Source organism: Nocardia carnea (assembly GCF_029868855.1).
GTDB lineage: Bacteria > Actinomycetota > Actinomycetes > Mycobacteriales > Mycobacteriaceae > Nocardia > Nocardia carnea_A.
Genome location: NZ_JARWOV010000027.1, coordinates 21,333 through 39,898 on the forward strand (window position 1 = coordinate 21,333; position 18,566 = coordinate 39,898).

The 18,566-nt window shown below is 67.6% G+C and carries 18 protein-coding genes; 14 read left to right on the forward strand and 4 right to left on the reverse strand.

Translation table 11 applies throughout. From position 1 onward, the window contains the following. Positions 1-134: 134 nt before the first annotated feature. Together gdhA and QH195_RS02115 are read left to right on the forward strand one after the other, a co-directional pair. Positions 135-1,484, forward strand: a complete 1,350-nt coding sequence (gene gdhA / locus QH195_RS02110; RefSeq protein WP_280426837.1) for an NADP-specific glutamate dehydrogenase — start codon at positions 135-137, stop codon at positions 1,482-1,484. 246 nt (positions 1,485-1,730) lie between these two features. Further along, positions 1,731-2,573 (forward strand): SDR family oxidoreductase, encoded by an 843-nt coding sequence (locus QH195_RS02115; RefSeq protein ID WP_280426838.1) that lies wholly within the window; start codon positions 1,731-1,733, stop codon positions 2,571-2,573. Between the two features lie 82 nt (positions 2,574-2,655). Here the strand turns inward: QH195_RS02115 and QH195_RS02120 are convergent, their stop codons facing one another. Both QH195_RS02120 and QH195_RS02125 read right to left on the reverse strand, forming a co-directional pair. Beyond that, on the reverse strand, positions 2,656-4,296 hold the full coding sequence (locus tag QH195_RS02120) for an AMP-binding protein (RefSeq protein ID WP_280434135.1): 1,641 nt from the start codon (positions 4,294-4,296) through the stop codon (positions 2,656-2,658). Positions 4,297-4,501: 205 nt separating this feature from the next. Then, positions 4,502-5,479 (reverse strand): helix-turn-helix transcriptional regulator, encoded by a 978-nt coding sequence (locus tag QH195_RS02125; protein WP_280434136.1) that lies wholly within the window; start codon positions 5,477-5,479, stop codon positions 4,502-4,504. 99 nt (positions 5,480-5,578) lie between these two features. On the opposite strand from QH195_RS02125, the gene QH195_RS02130 reads away from it, so the two are divergent. The 5 genes from QH195_RS02130 (at position 5,579) to QH195_RS02150 (ending at position 8,689) form a co-directional block, all read left to right on the forward strand. Continuing rightward, on the forward strand, positions 5,579-5,974 hold the full coding sequence (locus tag QH195_RS02130) for a RidA family protein (RefSeq protein ID WP_280426872.1): 396 nt from the start codon (positions 5,579-5,581) through the stop codon (positions 5,972-5,974). A gap of 158 nt (positions 5,975-6,132) precedes the next feature. Next, entirely contained in the window at positions 6,133-6,324 is a 192-nt protein-coding gene (locus tag QH195_RS02135) for a DUF4177 domain-containing protein (protein ID WP_280426841.1), read from the forward strand. Positions 6,325-6,554: 230 nt separating this feature from the next. After that, positions 6,555-7,754 (forward strand): lipase family protein, encoded by a 1,200-nt coding sequence (locus tag QH195_RS02140; protein WP_280434137.1) that lies wholly within the window; start codon positions 6,555-6,557, stop codon positions 7,752-7,754. A 170-nt stretch (positions 7,755-7,924) separates the two neighbouring features. Beyond that, positions 7,925-8,248, forward strand: coding sequence for a hypothetical protein (locus tag QH195_RS02145; RefSeq protein ID WP_280426843.1), 324 nt, complete (start codon positions 7,925-7,927; stop codon positions 8,246-8,248). Between the two features lie 138 nt (positions 8,249-8,386). Beyond that, positions 8,387-8,689 (forward strand): hypothetical protein, encoded by a 303-nt coding sequence (locus QH195_RS02150; RefSeq protein WP_280426844.1) that lies wholly within the window; start codon positions 8,387-8,389, stop codon positions 8,687-8,689. Between the two features lie 252 nt (positions 8,690-8,941). Here QH195_RS02150 and QH195_RS02155 read toward each other — a convergent pair whose 3' ends face one another. Then, positions 8,942-9,799 (reverse strand): LysR family transcriptional regulator, encoded by an 858-nt coding sequence (locus QH195_RS02155; protein WP_280426873.1) that lies wholly within the window; start codon positions 9,797-9,799, stop codon positions 8,942-8,944. A gap of 110 nt (positions 9,800-9,909) precedes the next feature. On the opposite strand from QH195_RS02155, the gene QH195_RS02160 reads away from it, so the two are divergent. The 3 genes from QH195_RS02160 (at position 9,910) to QH195_RS02170 (ending at position 13,273) form a co-directional block, all read left to right on the forward strand. Beyond that, entirely contained in the window at positions 9,910-11,214 is a 1,305-nt protein-coding gene (locus QH195_RS02160; protein WP_280426845.1) for an NAD(P)/FAD-dependent oxidoreductase, read from the forward strand. A gap of 303 nt (positions 11,215-11,517) precedes the next feature. After that, entirely contained in the window at positions 11,518-12,345 is an 828-nt protein-coding gene (locus QH195_RS02165; RefSeq protein ID WP_280434138.1) for a GNAT family N-acetyltransferase, read from the forward strand. A 4-nt stretch (positions 12,346-12,349) separates the two neighbouring features. After that, positions 12,350-13,273: a lysophospholipid acyltransferase family protein gene (locus tag QH195_RS02170; protein WP_280434139.1), complete on the forward strand. Its 924-nt coding sequence runs from the start codon at positions 12,350-12,352 to the stop codon at positions 13,271-13,273. Between the two features lie 110 nt (positions 13,274-13,383). On the opposite strand, the gene QH195_RS02175 is transcribed toward QH195_RS02170, so the two are convergent. Beyond that, a complete protein-coding gene (locus tag QH195_RS02175; protein WP_280434140.1) occupies positions 13,384-13,959 on the reverse strand; it encodes a hypothetical protein in 576 nt (191 codons plus the stop codon). Between the two features lie 471 nt (positions 13,960-14,430). On the opposite strand from QH195_RS02175, the gene QH195_RS02180 reads away from it, so the two are divergent. The 4 genes from QH195_RS02180 to mnmA form a co-directional block, all read left to right on the forward strand. After that, complete coding sequence (locus tag QH195_RS02180) at positions 14,431-15,645, forward strand: fatty acid desaturase family protein (protein WP_280426849.1); 1,215 nt, start codon at positions 14,431-14,433, stop codon at positions 15,643-15,645. A gap of 294 nt (positions 15,646-15,939) precedes the next feature. Next, a complete protein-coding gene (locus QH195_RS02185) occupies positions 15,940-16,092 on the forward strand; it encodes a hypothetical protein (protein ID WP_280426850.1) in 153 nt (50 codons plus the stop codon). Positions 16,093-16,280: 188 nt separating this feature from the next. Next, positions 16,281-17,507 carry a cysteine desulfurase family protein gene (locus QH195_RS02190; RefSeq protein ID WP_280420484.1) on the forward strand — a complete coding sequence of 409 codons (1,227 nt, stop codon included), beginning with the start codon at positions 16,281-16,283 and terminating at the stop codon, positions 17,505-17,507. Positions 17,508-17,510: 3 nt separating this feature from the next. Beyond that, a partial coding sequence (mnmA, locus tag QH195_RS02195) for a tRNA 2-thiouridine(34) synthase MnmA (RefSeq protein WP_280434141.1) occupies positions 17,511-18,566 on the forward strand: 1,056 nt, incomplete at its 3' end.

An 18,566-nucleotide genomic window follows, 5' to 3' on the forward strand; every position in this document is an offset into this window, starting at 1 on the left:
GTTCCCTCCGGCCGGGCGTTCGTGTTTTCCGCCGATCCAGGTGGAAGTGGAAATTGATCCGACGATTAGGCTCACAACGGTGACCTCGGGGCGGTGAGCTGCTTGGTCATCGACGATGAGGAGGTACCGGATCCATGCCCGTTCTGCACGAGAAGCTACAGGAGATCTACGACGAGGTACTTCTCCGCAATGCGGGGGAGACCGAGTTCCACCAGGCCGTGCACGAGGTGCTGGACAGTCTCGCCCCGGTGGTGGCCAAACATCCCGCCTACACCGACGCCGCCGTGATCCGGCGGCTGTGTGAGCCGGAACGGCAGATCATCTTCCGGGTGGCCTGGGTCGACGATTCCGGTCAGGTGCAGATCAACCGTGGATTCCGGGTGGAGTTCAACTCGGCGCTGGGTCCCTACAAGGGCGGGCTGCGCTTCCACCCGACCGTGAACGTCGGGATCGTGAAGTTCCTGGGGTTCGAGCAGACCTTCAAGAATTCGCTCACCGGTATGCCGATCGGCGGCGGCAAGGGCGGATCCGATTTCGACCCGAAGGGCCGCTCCGATGCCGAGGTGATGCGTTTCTGCCAGGCGTTCATGACCGAGCTCTACCGGCATATCGGCGAGCACACCGATGTCCCGGCCGGCGATATAGGTGTCGGCGGGCGGGAGATCGGCTACCTGTTCGGGCAGTACAAGCGCATCACCAACCGCTTCGAATCCGGTGTGCTCACCGGTAAGGGAATCGCCTGGGGCGGGTCGCAGGTCCGTACCGAAGCCACCGGTTACGGCGTCGTGTTCTTCGTGGACGAGTTGCTGCGGACGCGGGGCGAGGGCTTCGACGGCAAGAAGGTCGTCGTCTCCGGTTCCGGGAATGTGGCCCTCTACGCGATCGAGAAGGTGCAGCAACTCGGGGGCACGGTGATCGCCTGTTCCGACTCGAGCGGCTATATCGTCGACGAGGCGGGGATCGACCTCGAGCTGCTCAAGGAGGTCAAGGAGCAGCGCCGGGCCCGGATCTCCCACTATGTCGGCGAACGCGGGCCCTCGGCCCGGTTCGTCGAGGACGATTCGGTCTGGAATGTGCCGTGCGATATCGCCCTGCCCTGCGCCACCCAGAACGAACTCAACGGCCGGGATGCCGCAGTGCTCGTGCGCAACGGTTGCACGGTCGTCGCCGAGGGCGCGAACATGCCCTGCACGCCGGAGGCGGTGCGGGTGTTCGGGGAGGCGAAGGTGGTGTTCGCGCCGGGTAAGGCCGCCAATGCGGGCGGCGTCGCGACCAGCGCCCTGGAAATGCAGCAGAACGCTTCCCGCGACTCGTGGTCGTTCGAGTACACCGAGGAACGCCTCGCCGAGATCATGCGCGGTGTGCACGACCGCACCCTCGCGACCGCCGACGAATACGGTTCGCCCGGAAACTATGTCGCCGGGGCGAATATCGCCGGCTTCATCCAGGTCGCGGACGCCATGCTCGCCCTCGGCGTGATCTGACCGGCAGGTCGGACGGTCTCCCGCGGCACCCACCCACCGACCGGCGGTGCACACGTGATGCCACGGTCAGGGAGCGCCGGTCGCGACCCACTCGGCGGCACGTTTTTCGAGAATCCGGCCTCTCCGGTAGTCGGTGGTACTCGAGGATGACGCGATTGCCGTACCGGAGGCCGATGTGCCCGGCGCCCGAGGTCGCCAAGATGGTGACGAGCCCGCCGTCGGAGTGGGCAGCGGAGTGGAGGGCATATGAAACTCGAAGCCGGGCAGGTCGCTGTTGTCACCGGCGCCGCCAACGGGATCGGCGCGGCATTGGCTGCCGCGCTGGTGGAGCGTGGGCTGCGGGTGATCGTCGCCGATATCGATACCGAGGCATTGACGAGAACCGCTACCGAACTCGGCGACCGGGTGATCGCCGTGCCCACCGATATCGCCGATATCGATCAGGTGCGGGCCCTCGCCGATCGGACACTGGCCGAATTCGGCCGCGTCGACCTGGTTTTCAACAATGCGGGGATGAGCACGGGCGGGCCGAGCTGGGAGATCGCTCCGGCCGATTGGAACCGGGTCTGGGCGGTGAACGTCGGCGGAGTCGTGAACGGTGTCCACATCTTCACACCGCATCTGATCGCCGCCGGGCAGGGGCATATCGTCAACACGGCCTCGCTGGCGGGGCTGGCGGTCGGCATGTTCGGTGCACCGTACGCGGCCAGCAAGGCAGCGATCATCTCGCTCTCGGAATCGTTGCGGGGCGAACTGGACCTGATCGCACCGAATGTCGGTGTGACAGTGGTGTGCCCGGGCCCGGTGGACACTCGGATGTTCCGCGGCCTCGCCGAACTCGCCACCCCGCCGGAGGATCGGGCACCGGGAGCGGAGGCGTTGCCACCCGAGGTGATGGACAAGCTGGCACCCATGATGGAAGCGGTCGCCGAAATGGCGAAGGAGATGATCCCGGCCCCCCGGGCAGCGGAGATAATTCTCGGTGCGGTGGAATCCGGGAAGCTGTACGAGACCACGCATCCGGAGATGGCGCTCGCCGCCCGCGAGCGGATCGACACGATGCTGGAATCCTTCGGTACCCCCGCCTGAACCGCTTCCGCGGCCTCGCCGGGCGGGGGGGATTCCGGCCCGGCCGAGCCCGCACCTCCGTGGCTTGTCCGCGAGGCACGGGTTATTCGTTCTCGCCCACGCTCTCGAGGAGGGTCAGGGCCTGCTTGCGCATCTCCACCTTGCGTACTTTCCCGGTGACGGTCATCGGGAATTCGTCGACGACGTGCACGTAGCGAGGGATCTTGTAATGGGCCAGCCGGCCCGCGCAGAACGCCCGCAACGCCGCGGCATCGATGGCGGGAGCGCCCTCGCGGAGCCGGACCCAGGCCATCAACTCCTCGCCGTACCTGGGGTCGGGAACGCCGATCACCTGGGCGTCGAGAATATCGGGGTGGGTGTAGAGGAATTCCTCGATCTCGCGCGGGTAGATGTTCTCACCGCCGCGGATCACCATATCTTTGATCCGGCCGGTGATGGCCACATAACCGTGGTCGTCCATGATCCCGAGGTCGCCGGTATGCATCCAACGGGCCGCGTCGACGGCCTCCGCGGTCTTCTCCGGATCCTCCCAATAGCCGAGCATGACCGAATAACCCCGGGTGCACACCTCACCGGGCTCGCCGCGCGGCAGCGTCCGGCCGCTCACCGGATCGATGATTTTGATCTCGAGATGCGGGCCCACCCGCCCGACCGTCGCCGTGCGCTGGTCGATACTGTCGTCGGCCCTGGTCTGGATGGAAACCGGTGAGGTTTCGGTCATGCCGTAACAGATGGTCACCTCGCTCATCCCCATCCGATCGATGACCTGCTTCATCACCTCCACCGGACACGGCGACCCCGCCATGATCCCGGTTCGCAGCGTCGACAACCGGTAGTCACCGAATCCGGGCTCGGCGAGTTCGGCGATGAACATGGTCGGCACCCCGTACAGCGATGTGCACCGCTCGGCCTCCACCGCGGCGAGGGTGGCCGCGGGGTCGAAAGCCGGAGCCGGGACGACCATGGTCGCCCCGTGGCTGGTGCAGGCCAGGTTGCCCATGACCATTCCGAAGCAGTGGTAGAACGGCACCGGGATGCAGACGCGATCCTGATCGGTGTAGCCGCAGATCTCGCCGACGAAGAACCCGTTGTTGAGGATATTGTGGTGGCTCAGCGTCGCTCCCTTCGGGAAACCGGTGGTGCCCGAGGTGTATTGGATATTGATCGGGTCGTCCGCGGACAGCCGTTTCTGTGCGGCGGCGAGCGCGGCCGGGTCGGCTGCGCGGCCTGTGGAGAGCAAACCGGACCAGTCCGCGCTGCCCAGCAGTACGACCCGTTCCAGCGCCGGGCACGCCGAGCGCACCTCCGCCAGCATGGCGGCATAATCCGATGTCTTGAACGCCGGCGCGGCGATCACCATCCGGATACCGGCCTGCCGGAGCACGTACTCCAGTTCGTGCGCGCGGTAGGCGGGATTGACCGTGACCAGGACCGCGCCGATCTTGGCGGTCGCGTACTGGACGAATACCCATTCGGGACAGTTGGGCGCCCAGATCCCGACCCGGTCCCCGTTGCCGATCCCCGCCGCGAGCAAACCCGAAGCCAGCGCTTCGATCTCGGTCGCGAGCGCACGATATGTCCACCGGCGGCCGCCGGCCACATCCACCAGGGCGTCGTTATCGGGGAAGGCGGCCACCGTGCGATCGAAGTTGTCGCCGATCGTATCCCCGAGCAGTGGCACATTCCACGCACCGGAGGCGTAGCTCTTCTGGGCTGTACTCATCACCGGTCCTCTCCCGGCACCCGTGCGGGTGCCTGTATCCGGGGCCGCGGGCGTACCCCGTCCCGCCGCGTGGCCCGATGAGATAGTGATACAGGTCACTGGCGGCCGGCCACCCCCGAACGGGGGTATATCGCACATGGCCGGCGGATTCGTATCGGGCCGCCTCGAGCAATGGCCCGTGCGGGCGTCCGGCCCGCCGGATTCCTTACGAAGGGGGCTCTTCGTAGCATGTGGCGATCGCAGCCGCGCGGGTGTGCAGGCGGCGGCGCAATGCCGGTGGGGCCAGGGCCTCGGCGTCCGTGGCCAGCTGCCACAGCGCCCATTCGGCGTGCCGGGAATCCTGGAAGGTCACCTCGAGCCGTAGCCTGCCGTCGCCATCCGTTTCTTCGGTGTGGACGGCGAGTGCGGTGCTCGCCAGTTCGTCCCGGCGTGCCGGGTCCACCCGTACGAGCACGGTGACCTGGTTACCGCCTGCCCGGAACCGCGTGCTGCGTTCCTGCCAGGCGCCGGGCAGATCGACCTGGTCCGATCGTTGTGCGGGTTCGCGGAGTTCTTCGGCGGCCTGTAGCCGTGACAGCCGGTAGGTGCGGTCCGCGCCGGCTCTCGTGGCCAGCAGATAGCCCTGGCCGCGTACCGTGACCAGGCCGATCGGGTCCACGGTGCGCCAACTCGGCGCCTGGTCCACGGCCGCGTAGTGGATACGCAGCTTGTGACCGGCGAACACCGCGCGCCGGACCTCGCTCAGCAGGGCATCCGGAATCTCGTCGTCGGCCGACCGGCGTGCGAGTAGATCGGTTTCCGGGTCGATGAGCAACCGCTGGGCCGCCTCGCTCGCGATGGACCGATAGCTTTCCGGCAGCGCGTCGATCACCTTCAGCATGGCCGACGCGAGCGCCGAACCGAGCCCGAAAACCTGTGCGCCGCGCCGTGTTCCGGCCACCAGTAGAGCGAGTGCCTCCTCGTGGTTCAGTCCGGTGAGTTCGGTCCGGAAACCGGGCAGCAGTGCGAACCCGCCGTGCCGGCCACGCTCGGCGTACACCGGAACACCGGCGGCGGAGAGGGCTTCGATATCGCGCAGCACCGTGCGGGTGGATACCTCCAGCTCGCGGGCGAGCGTGGCCGCCGGCAACCGGCCGTGCCGGCGCAGCAGCAGCACCAGCGAGACCAGCCGGTCGGCGCGCATATCGAGAAATCTACCCGGAATACATGACCGAGGATGTCGTGATTTCTCGCGAGACTCGTCGGCGAAGGACTTTCGATGACGAATGGAGTTGAAGTGACACTGGAACGCACCGCGGTCAACCCGGTGACCTGGTCTGTGGAGCTGGGATTCAACCAAGGGGAGCTCGTCGCCGGGCACACCCGGACCCTGTACTGCTCCGGCCAGACAGCCATGAGCCGCAACGGTGAACCCGAGCACGACGGTGATATGGCCGCGCAGCTGGCGCTGAGCCTCGACAACCTCGAGGCGGTACTCCGCGAGGCCGGTATGTCGGTCGCCGACCTGGTGCGGCTCAACGTCTACACCACCGACGTCGACCTCCTCTTCCGGCACTACGGTGTCCTGGCCTCGCGGCTGGCCGCGGCCGGGATCGCGCCGGCCACGACGATGCTCGAAGTGACGCGGCTGGCGGTCCGCGGCCAGATGGTCGAACTCGAGGGGACCGCCGTCGCGTGACCGTCCCGGCCGTTCCGGCGGCAGCTATCCGTTTCCGCCGGAAGCGCTGAATAACCGCTGGCGTGACCGGCTTGACTGTGCCGCAGCGGCATAGTTTTGACTGGTCACGCCGGGCGGATCCGCACCGGACAAGATCGAATCCGATGGGAGGGCGCCGTATGGCCGCGCAGTGGGAACACAAGGTGCTGAGGTACAAGCTCGGTATGAAGGGCTTCGACTACGACCGGATGGAGCAGGACCTCGACGATCTGGGACGTAAGGGGTGGGAAGCGGTCGGGACGCTGGCGCCGAGCTTCGGTTCCGGTCAGGCCATCGAGGTCGCCCTGATCCTGAAGAAGCGCAACGACTGACTGCAGCCGAGGGGTCGACGTCGCTTCGCCCTGACGCCGGCATGCGCCGTCGCGGCCGGTGAGCGGCGCCGTCACTCATCGACTGCGGTCCGGAATTCGCCGTCGAACTCATCGAACCGCTCAACCTCGCCCGAGCCCCATGCTACTTTCTAGAATGAATTTCAGTTTTGAACGGCGGCCGGTTTGCTGTGGATCGAAATCGCGTTGCCGCGGATGGTTGGAAGCGTGATATGAGAACAGTTCTGCCCCGCCTCGGCGCCCCCAAGTGGCGTGCGGCGATCGTCCTCGCGGTGACGGTGCTGGGTGCCGCGGCATGTGGGGATTCGACCGGCCGGCCCGACAGTGCCGCACCGGGCACACTGGTCACCGCCACACCGGTCCGGGTATCTCCGGATTCGGCGGTACCGCAGGACGCCCGTTCCGAGCGCATCACGTACTTGTCGCAATCCGCTGCGGGGCAGAAGATCCTGGTCTCCGGCACGGTAACCGTTCCGGCCGGCGAACCGCCCGAGGGCGGCTGGCCGGTGATCAGCTGGGCGCACGGCACCACCGGCGTCGGTGATGCCTGCGCCCCTTCCGCCCACAGTGTGGGCGGGCCCGCACGCGACTACCTGGCCGCCACCGATCCCGTCATCGCCCGGTGGGTCGCCGGCGGATACGCGGTGGCCGCCACGGATTACGAGGGGCTGGGAACTCCGGGCGGACATCCGTACATGAACGGTGTCAGCGCCGCGCACACCGTCACCGATATCGTCCGGGCCGCGCGTGAACTCGACCCGCGGATCGGCGCGAAATGGGCTGTGGCGGGCCATAGTCAGGGCGGGCACGCCGCCCTGTTCACCGCGGCTCAGGGTGCCGGATACGCCCCGGAACTCGACCTCGTGGGTGCCGTCTCCTACGCACCGGGCAGCCGCACCAGCGATACCGCCGCTTATATGGCGGCCGGCGGGCCCGGGGTGCGTGCGGCAATACCGTTCCTGCCGGTGCTGCTGCTCGGCGCCGAAGCCGCGGACCCGGCACTTGCGGCCGAGACGATGATCAGTGACGCGGCCCGGCCGTTACTCGATGCGGCGCGCACTGGCTGTATGGACCAGATCAAAGCGGCAGCGGCCGGGGTCCCGGCCGGTGAGCTGTTCGCGCCCGGCGCGGATACCGGCGCGCTCACCGCGTACTTCGCCGGGCAAGAGCCGGAAGCGCTGCACCTCACGGTCCCGATACTGGTCGCGCAGGGCACCACCGATGCCCTGGTCGCGGCCCCGATCACCACGCAGATCACCGAAAAGCTGTGCGCCGCCGGGTCGGCCGTGGACTACCGGTCCTACGCGGGCGCCGATCATCGCGGTGTCCTCGAAACCGCGGCCGACGATGTCGATACTTTCCTCGGCACTCTGTTCGCCGGGAAGGACCCCGGCACAACCTGCGGCACCTGATGATTCGGCATCTACGGAGCGGTCTACAGGTGCCGCGTCCGTGACCACCGGGTGGCCGGAGAGCCGCGTTCACGGCGATGACTTCCATCGTGTTCGCGGCGACCTTCGTGGCGCTCGGCGGCCGGTTGGCTGTTCGGTGGTGCGTTTGCGCTCCGGTCGATACTGGTGAGATGTCGCAGGACGTCGCGCAGGCCAGGCCCGAGTGGAAGAGCACGGGAAGTACGAAGTTTCCGCTGGCTGCCCGGGTGGACGGGTGTTGGTGGGTGTTGCGGATGAATCCGTTTCCGGATCACTGCATGTGGACGTTGTTCATCGACGGTGTGGTCCGGTACGACCTCGAGAAGACGCCTCCTGATTGGGGCAGGCTCGGTCTCGGGTCGGCGCCGTTGCTCGATCAGGTGACCACCGATCGCATCCTCGCGCCGCTGCGTGGTTTCACCGTGTACGGCAGCGAGGCCGGTCGACCCTGCGACGATCCGTTCTGCTGCGGTTGAGCGAATGGCCCCGGCGCCGCGTTCCCAGCACTTTCCCAGCTCCGTTCGCAGCTGGGCCACAGAGAGGCGAACTAACGTCGCAGACATCGGAGAGCCGATCACCGGATCGGCGAAAAACGCAATGTGACAAGGAGTTCCATGGTGAATTCGAAGCGGGCGAGTAGAGCCTTCGCGGCTGTGGTGTGCGGGGTCGGGGTCGCGGGTGCGGCCGTGGCGGGTGCCGGGGTGGCGAGTGCGCATCCCGGGCCCGGTGAGAAGAAGATCATCATCAACGGCCAGGAGCGGCCCGATATCGACCGGGTGATCCTGCGGGAGAACCTCGGCCGGGACCTGCCCGGATATCAGCTGCCTCCAGGCAGTCCGGGCGTGATCATCCTGAAGAACGGAGAAGTCCAGCCGGTACCCGAAGGCGCCGTACTGCGGCATCGCGGCGATCGGTGACATCCGGTAGCAGCGGAAGCACCGTCGTCCGACGGTGACCAGGCAACCCGAGGTGTGGTCCCTCGCCACTCGGGTTCCACGGTGGCACGCCGCGCCCAACCGGCGGTGTCACCCATGCCCCGGCGGCCACTGCCCGGCCGCCGGGGCATGCCGCGGCCCCCGCGGCCCCCGCGAAGCGGATGGCCGAGGAACCGGCATGTCTTCGGCGATTCCTGTGGTGACGGCACCGTGGGCGGGACATGGCGACGATCGCTATGCCCCGTGCAGCCCGTCGAGCAGTGTCGTGAGAATCGGGGTCCGGCGGGTGTCGGCGCGCAGGACCGCCGAGACCGGGATGCGCAGACGCTGATCAGCGAGGGAAAGCGTGGCGATACCTTCGGTGGAGCTGTTCGCGTAGAGCGCGGTCCACGCGTCGGGGTGGTTGATCAGCTCCATGGTGGCCGTGTGGTCGGGAGGAATGGGCGGGCCGTAGGTCGGGCCGACGGGGAGGTCGGCGAAGGCGGCGCGGATGACGTTGTGGATGAGGACCTGCTCGGATTCCGGAGGCAGCAGCAGGGGATAGGCGCTGAGCTCGGACAGGGTGACATCGGTGCGTCCGGCGAGCGGGTGGGCGGTGGCGGTGGCGAGCGTCAGGTCTTCGACCCAGAGTTGTTCGACGATCAGACCCGCCTGCTGCACGCTGCCGCGGATGAGGGCGAGATCGCAATCGCCGTCGGCCACGGCGGCCACCCGCTGTCGGAAGGGTTTGATGACGAATTCGATCTCGGCGCCGGGATGAGCTTCGCGGGCGCCGGCGATAGCCGACAGCGATCGTGTGGCGAAGGACATATTCGCCGTGAGCCGGATTCTGGGACCGGTGGTGCGGATCGAGGCCCGGATCGCGGATTCGAGACCTAGCATCTGTTTCGCCAGCGGTAGTAGCCTTGTGCTCGCGTCGGTGGGGACGACCGATCGGGTCGAGCGTTCGAAGAGCTGCACGCCGAGGTCGTGTTCGAGCCGGGCGATCTGATGACTGATCGCCGATTGCGAGATGAAACAGCGGGCCGCGGCCCGGCTGAAACTGAGCTCCTCGCACACCGCGACGAAGTACGTGAGCTGGCGAAGTTCCATCTCCACCCCATTCATGACGAGATCAGATAAGAGTCATCTCAATTATGCGCCCTGAACCCTGAAATATCTTGGTTCTGGATGACGGTTAGTCATGAGTGAAGGAGGCTGTCATGCAGAACGTCACGGAAATCGGCGCCGGCGTCGAGTACGCGGATGTCGTGATCATCGGTTCGGGGTTCGGTGGACTCGCCGCCGCCAAGCAGTTGGCGAAGGCGGGCGTCGATTATGTCCTGATTTCGAGCACGCCGGAGCACCTGTTCCAGCCGCTGCTGTACCAGGTCGCTACCGGGGTGTTGGCGTCCGATGAGATCGCACCCCCGATCGCGAACATCCTGCGCCGGCACGAGGAGGCGGATGTGCGGCTCGGGAAGGTCACCGCCATCGACCCGGATGCCGCGATTCTCACCTACGAGACCCCCGAGGGGGCCCGGCGGATCCGCTACGGGTCGATGATCGCCGCCACCGGTGCCAGCCAGTCGTATTTCGGACGTGACGATTTCGCCGACAAGACCTATTCGCTGAAAACCATCGACGATGCCAAGCTGCTGCGCGCGCAGATCGAGCGGGTTTTCCGGGAGGCCGCCGATGCCGACGAGGAGACCCGCCGCCGGCTGCTGTCGTTCGTGGTGGTCGGTGCCGGCGCCACCGGTGTCGAGGTGGCCGGGCAGCTGAAGGAGCTGGCGAAGCGGCATTTCCACCAGGAAGTTTCGGTAACCCTCGTGGAAGGGGCGGGCGCGGTCCTGCCGCCGTTCGGCGGCGGATTGTCGGAGTATGCGAAGAAATCGCTGACCCGCAGTGGTGTGGAGGTGCTGCTGGGCACCTTCGTCACCGATATCGAGGCCGGGCAGGTCACCGTCAAGGACTCCGACGGTCAGCTTCGGCAGATCGATGCCGAAACCATCGTCTGGTCGGCCGGGGTACAGGCGGGCGGGTTCGCGAAACTGCTGGCCGAGGCCACCGGATGCGAAACCGACCGGGCCGGGCGGCTGCTCATCAACCCCGACCTGACCGTCGGCGGTTACGCCGATATCTACGCGATCGGCGATATGACCTCACTCAACGGCTATCCGGGACAATCGCCGGTCGCCATGCAGGAGGGGCGGCACGCCGCCGATATCATCAGCCGCGATAAGCACCCCGGTACGCCGTTCGTGTATTGGGACAAGGGCAGTATGGCCGTGATCAGCCGGTTCAGCGCGGTGACCAAGCTCAACGAGCGGATCACCTTCCGCGGCACGATCGCCTGGTTCATCTGGCTGGCGGTGCACCTGTTCTACCTGGTCGGCTTCCGCAACCGTTTCGCCGCGGTGCTGTCGTGGTTGGTGGCGTTCATCGGAACCGGCCGGCCCGGGTTCGACGAGGTCGACGAGCAGTGGCGCGCCGGGGTCCGGGAACCGGAACGATTCGTCGCGTAGTGCCGGGGAACGGGTGCGGTCGTGTCGTCCGACCCCGCCGCGGTGTGCGGCGGGAGGCCGTTCGCGGCTGTCCGGGCAATCAGTAGTGCCAAGACGGGGTGCGTGCGAGTAGGGCCGGTTTTCAACGAGTTCGGTGCCCCGTCCGGTTCCCGGCGCGGTGCGTCCCCTGGTCGCCCGGCGGAAGAACTCACGGGAACCTGCTGGTAAACGCCTGGTGTGATCTGCATCTCGTTAACCGAACCGGCATGCTGACGACACTTCGCGGACGCTCCGGCGCAGTCTCGGACTGGCCTCCTTGGCTTTATGGCTATTACGTCCGTGCTGACAGCGCCGGCTCGACCGGCCGGCAGCGAGGATCACCGGTCCCGATACGCACTGATCGTCTCCTCCGATACCGACCATCGCATCGCGGCGCAGCGACTGCGGTACAACGTTTTCGCCAACGAACCCGGCTTCCGGATCCCCGACGACGGAACGGGCCTGGATGCCGACCGCTTCGACGAGCACTGCGATCACATGCTGGTGCGCGATGAAGTCAGCGGTGAATTCGTCGGCTGCTACCGGATGCTGCCGCCGGACAGGGTGGCGGCCGCCGGCGGCTACTACACCGCCACCGAATTCGACCTGACCCGGCTGGATCCGGCCGGGCGGCGGATCGTGGAGATGGGGCGGGCCTGCGTGGTGCCCGACCATCGCAACGGGTCGGTGCTCACACTCATGTGGGCGGGGATCCTGCACTACATCCAGCTCACCGGTTACGACCGGGTGATGGGGTGCGCCTCGGTGCCCATGCGCAACCGCCCCGACGAGCCGGCCGGTGTCAATGTGCGCGGGGTGCGCGATCTCCTGCTCACCAAACATGCGTGCGCACCGGAGAGCCGGGTGCGGCCGTACCGCCCGGTCGTGGTGGACGGGGTGGCGCTCGACGATCTGCCGGCGCCCGCGCGCCCGAAACTGCCGCCGCTGCTCAACGGATATCTGCGGCTCGGCGCGGAGATCTGCGGGGAGCCGGCGCACGATCCGGATTTCGCCGTCGCCGATTTCGTGGTGCTGCTGGGGCTGGACACCATCAACACCCGCTACCTGGACCGTTTACGCGGCGCGGCGGCGAATTTCGACGGCGGGCGGTGATCCGATGCCGGGCCCGACACTGGAAGAGGAAGTCGTCGAGATGACTGCACCGCAGCATGCGTGGATGCCCGTCAGCCCGTGTGTGACGGGATGCGTCCAGCACAGCGCCGAGGTCGGGGTGCTGCGTGCCGGGATCCGGGCCGCTGGTGCGCTGTCGGTTCTGGCCGCCTATCCGTTCGCGCATATCGTCACGCCGCCGTCGCGTCGTTCCGGGATGCAGCGGCGCTTTGCGGCAATGCTGTTACGCAGCTGTGGGATCAGCATTCGGGTGGTGGATCACCGGCCGGTACAGGGCAGGTCGCAGTTCGCGCCGGCCGGCACCGGTGTCCTGGTGGCCTGCGGACATATCGGCTGGGCGGACATCATCGTGCTGGCTTCGGTGCAGCCACTCGCCTTCGTGGCGCGGGCCGATCTGATCGACTGGCCGCTGCTCGGGCGGCTGGCCCGGATCATGCGGGTCGTTCCGATCGAGCGGGAGCGGCTACGCAAGCTGCCGGAGGTGGTGGAGCAGGTGGGGCAGCGGCTGGCCGCGGGCGAGCGGATCGGCTTCTTTCCGGAGGGCACCACCTGGTGCGGCCGGGCCTACGGCAAGCTACGGCCGGCGATTTTCCAGGCGGCGGTGGATACGGCGACCCCGGTGCAGCCGGTGCGGTTGCGGTACCTGGATCCGCACGGCAACAGATCGACCGTGCCGGGTTTCGTCGGTGACGATACGCTGGTCGGCTCGGTGGCCCGGGTACTCCGGGCCCGGGGTCTGACGGCCGAGGTCGTGCTGGCCCCGGTCGAGTCGCCGGGGGGAGACCGGATCGATCTGGCGCGGCGGTGCGAGCGGGCGGTCCGGGCGGAGGAGCTCTCCGACGCGGCGCATGCGGTACTCGCCGCGGCCGATCGGCAGTTGACGAAGGCGGCGGTGGCGACGCCGGTCTGATCGAAGTATCGGTTTACGGCCGGGTCCGGGTAACGGACCCGGCCGTATTGTCGCAAATGGTGTATCGCTTATAAATGTACCGCTGTACAACGGCAACTTATCCTGCGGTATCAGAAGGCGCTGCCGGTGCCGGGCAGACCGGGGAGTCCTACCAGGGGCAGCGGCAGATGCGGCAGCGCCGGAAGATGTACCGGCGGGGTCGGCAGCAGCGCCGGGGGAGCCGGCGGAATATACGGGTTGGGCACATTCCAGGTCTGGGTCTGGGTGCCGCCGCTGTGGTTGTCGTGGTCCCAGTCGGCCGGGGCGTCGTAGTCGCTACCGCGGTTGCCGCCGTAACCGGCATGTGAATCCCGGTCTTCGCGACCGGTGTGGCCGCTGTTGAACTGATCGTTCCAGCCATCGTAGTTCTGCTGGTTGTGGTCGCGATATCCGTATTGGCCGTTGTCGTCCCAGCCGTAGTCGTTGTCGTTCCAGCCGGCGCCGTGATTGCCGGAGTCGTTGCCGAAGCCGTGACTGTCGTCGTTGCCGAAGCCGCTGGAGTCGTCGGAATCGCTGATCGCCGTCGCGGCGACGGGGTCGGCGAGGGCATTGCCGGCGGTAACGCCCAGCGGCGCGAGGGCGAGGACCGCGATCGCGGCGATCCGGGCGGCAATGCGGCGGGTGCGCTGTTCGGGAATTCGGTTCATCGGTGGAGTCCTCACTCGTCGCGCCCCGGTCAGCTTGTGGGGCGGTGAGCGCTTCTTCAGCGCTCTATCGATACATTCATTACCGTACCGCTATATAACGGCACATTCAATAGGTTTCCGGAAAGTTGGATCTACTTCTGGTCTCGGGTCCCTGCATTGCGCTGCTGCCGGCCGTTTCGCCGTCCGGCGGCGATATGGCGGATCCCGGAGCCGGTGCGACGCCCCACCGACGGTGTTGTGGACCGTCGCAGACTCATGCGGCTACGGTGGAGTCGGACAGACCGAGCGTGTTCTGCTCTCGATACCGGTGGCGCCGCATTCGAGGTGTCCAGAGGTTTCCGAGGGAGACCCCTGGCGTAGCTCGGACCCGGTGGCTTCAGCAGATGCACCGCTGACCACTGTCATCGGCGCTTCCACGACGGTTCCGGCTCCGGATCCGGGCAACTACCCAGGAATGTGGGGCAGAGAACTATGGCGATCAGCCAGGTGGCGGTGTATGCGCACCTGAGCGTCACCGAAATAGAGTGCCTCGGGCGCGAACTCGACGAGATCAGGCGCGATGTCGAGGACGGGCTGGGGGCGCGCGATGCCGCGTACATCCGGCGCACCATCGGCCTTCAGCGGACGCTGGACGCGGTCGCGCGGGCGACGATCGGATTCAGCCGCCGCCGCGGCGGCTGGCTCGCCGGAACCGGCGGGCTGGCGCTGGCCAAGATCATCGAGAACATGGAGATCGGCCACAATGTGAGCCACGGCCAGTGGGATTGGATGAACGACCCGGAGATCCACTCGACCTCCTGGGAGTGGGATATGGCCGGATTGTCCGCCCAGTGGCGGCACTCCCACAACTACCGGCACCACGTCTTCACCAATGTGCTGGGGCTGGACGACGATATCGGCTTCGGCGTCATGCGGGTGACGCGTGACGAACGCTGGCAACCCGGACATCTGCTGCAGCCGTTGCGCAATCTGCTGCTGGCGGTCACCTTCGAATGGGGGATCGCCTCGCAGGGCTGGTATCTCGAGCGCAAGTTCGGTCGCGGCTCGGCCGGCGGGACGGGTACGGCGCGGGCACTGGCGGCGAAGATCGCCCGGCAGGTCGGCAAGGACTATGTGGTTTTCCCGGCGTTGAGCGGTCGCCGGTGGCGCCGGACACTGGCCGCGAACGCGACGGCGAATCTGCTCCGCAATCTGTGGGCCTACATCGTGATCGCCTGCGGTCATTTCCCCGACGGCGCGGAGAAATTCGAACCCGAGGTGATGACGGACGAGACCCGGGCGCACTGGTACCTCCGGCAGATGCTGGGTACCGCGAACTTCGACGCCGGTCCGGTACTCGCATTTCTCAGCGGGCATCTGTCCCATCAGATCGAACACCACCTGTTCCCCGATCTGCCGAGCAACCGGTATCCACAGCTGGCGGTGCGGGTCCGGGCGCTGTGTGAGAAATACGATCTGCCGTACACGACCGGGTCGCTACCACGGCAGGCGGTGCTCAGTCTGCGGACCATCCACAAACTCGCGCTCCCGGACAGCCTGCTCACCGCGACCTCCGACGATGCGCCGGAGACCGCGTCCGAACGCCGATTCGACGCCACGAGAAGTGCCGGAGGCCACCCAGCGGCGCGCGGCCTGCGCACCGCGCTGCGGCTGCGAAACGCGACTTCCGGAGGTCGCGGCGCGTAAGGTGGAGAGGGCCCTGGCCTCGCGACCCATCCGGCGCGGGACCGGACCGTCGGATGACGCGCAATCCGGTCCGCTCGGGCCGAGTCAGGAGTATCCAACACAGCACCGGATCCGATCGGGACCCGGGCGCTGCCCACTACGCCCGATCGGGCGACCCGGTGTACGGCGGATATCGCCGTCCCACGGGCGGGCGGCGGGGCCGGGTGGCCCGCTGGTGATGCGGGAGCAGTCGCCGCCGGCGATCACCGCACACCGCGCATCGACTGCGAAACCTTCTACGACCGGAGTATCGATATGCACGAGAGCAATCTGTTCAGTCACGTCCCTGCGGAACCCGAGGCGTATACGTCCTCGACTGTCGCGAACCAGCCGGTGTTCTCCAACGCCACGACGGAGAATCGGGCCGCGGGCGACACCACTCCCGAAGATGGCGCCGAGCGGTCCTGAAAGCACTGGCCGGACGAAGTCGCGGCCACAGATCGGCTGCCTCACCGGCAGCGCGGCCGGTCGATTATCCGGGCCCGCGCGGGGAATAACAGCGGCCGCGCGGATGTTCGCGGAGTGAGGGGATCTCGCAGTACGCCGAGGATGCCCGGAAGATATGCAGGTCAACGGTGGGATAGGCTTTACCGGTCATGAAGTCGGCTTTTCCGGGTGCGGTCAACGGTGTGCCCACGACGGTTTACCTCGATCATGCGGCGACCACACCGATGCTGCCCGCCGCCATCGAGGCGATGAACGCTGCCTTCGGGACGGCCGGGAACGCGTCCTCGTTGCACGGATCGGGCCGAGCGGCCCGCCGGCAACTGGAGGAGGCCCGCGAATCCATCGCCGCCGATCTCGGCGCCCGGCCGTCCGAGGTCATCCTCACCTCGGGCGGCACCGAAAGCGACAACCTCGCGGTCAAGGGTATTTTCTGGGCCCGCCGCGATGCCGATCCCCGATGTACCCGGATCCTGGCGGGTGCCACCGAACATCATGCGGTCCTCGACGCCGTGGAGTGGCTGGAACGGCACGAAGGTGCGCGGGTGACGTGGCTGCCGGTCGATTCCGACGGCATCGTCGCGCCCGAAACCCTGCGCGCCGAACTCGCCGGAGATCCCGGCGAGGTAGCGCTGATCACCGTGATGTGGGCGAACAACGAGGTCGGCGCCGTCCAGCCGATCGAAGAACTGGCGGCCATCGCGCGTGCGGCAGGTGTGCCGATGCACAGCGACGCGGTCCAGGCCGCCGCGCAACTACCCATCGATTTCGGGGCCAGCGGGCTGGGGGCGGCGAGTTTCGCGGGCCATAAGCTCGGCGGCCCGCACGGAGTGGGTGTGCTGCTGCTCGGGCGCCAGGTGGGCTGTGTTCCGCTGTTGCACGGCGGCGGGCACGAGCGGGATCTGCGGTCGGGTACCTCCGATGTGGCCGCGGTGGCCGGACTGGCCGCCGCGCTGCGGCAGACCGTGGCGGAAATGCCCGCCCGGACAAAGGAACTGATCGCGCTGCGCGACGAACTGATCGCCGGGGTGCGCCGGATCGCTCCGGACGCCGTGCTCAACGGCCCGCACGACGACCGCCGACTGCCGGGCAACGCCCATTTCACCTTCCCCGGATGTGAGGGTGATTCGCTGCTGATGCTGTTGGACGCCGCAGGGGTGGAATGCTCCACCGGTTCGGCGTGCACGGCCGGGGTCGCGTCGCCGAGCCATGTGCTGATCGCAATGGGGGTCGAGCCCCGGGAAGCGCGCGGATCGCTGCGGTTCTCGCTCGGGCACACCTCACAGCAGGCCGATGTCGAGGCGCTGCTGGAAGTATTACCGCAAGTGGTGGAACGAGCCAGAGCCGCCGGCCTGGCCGGTGCGAGAGGAGGTGCGTAGCGTATGCGCGTACTCGCCGCGATGAGTGGTGGAGTCGATTCGGCGGTGGCGGCGGCACGGGCTGTCGACGCCGGACACGAGGTGGTGGGGGTCCATCTGGCGCTGTCGAGCGCGCCGGGCACCCTGCGGACCGGCTCCCGGGGTTGCTGCTCCAAGGAAGACGCCGGTGACGCCCGCCGGGCCGCCGATGTGCTCGGTATCCCGTTCTACGTCTGGGATTTCGCCGACCGCTTCAAAGAAGACGTGATCGACGATTTCGTCGCCGCCTACGCCGCGGGCGAGACCCCGAACCCCTGCCTGCGCTGCAACGAGAAGATCAAATTCTCCGCCCTCGCCGACCGGGCGGTGGCTCTCGGTTTCGACGCGGTGGTCACCGGGCACTATGCGCGCCTGGCCGACGGTGTGCTGCGCCGGGCCCTTGACGCGGACAAGGACCAGTCCTACGTCCTCGCGGTACTGACCGCCGAACAGCTGAAGCGGGCCATGTTCCCGGTGGGTGACACGCCGAAACCGCAGATCCGCGCCGAAGCCGCCGAACGCGGCCTGGCGGTGGCGGACAAACCCGACAGCCACGACATCTGCTTCATCCCCTCCGGCGACACCCGCGCCTTCCTCGGCGCGAAAATCGGGATCCGGCCGGGCGCGATCGTGGACTCCGGTGGCGCCGAACTCGGCCGCCACGACGGAGTGCACGGGTTCACCATCGGCCAGCGCAAGGGTCTCGGGCTGCCCGGGCCCGGTCCGGACGGCAAACCGCGCTACGTCACCGAGATCGATCCGGACTCCGGCACCGTGCAGGTGGGGTCGGCCGACGATCTGCAGGTGTGGTCCATCGACGCCGAACGGGCGGTCTGGACCGGCGGCACGGCGCCAATCGGACCCGTAGACTGCGTGGTGCAGGTTCGGGCGCACGGCGGTACCGCCCCCGCGCCCCCCGCCCCGGGGGCACCCCGGCGGTACCCCCCCGGGGGCGGGCCCGCGCCCCACCCGGGTGGGGGTTGGGGCCACCCCCCCCCGACCCCCGCCGCCCCCCGCTCCCGGGGGGCCGGGGGCGGTACC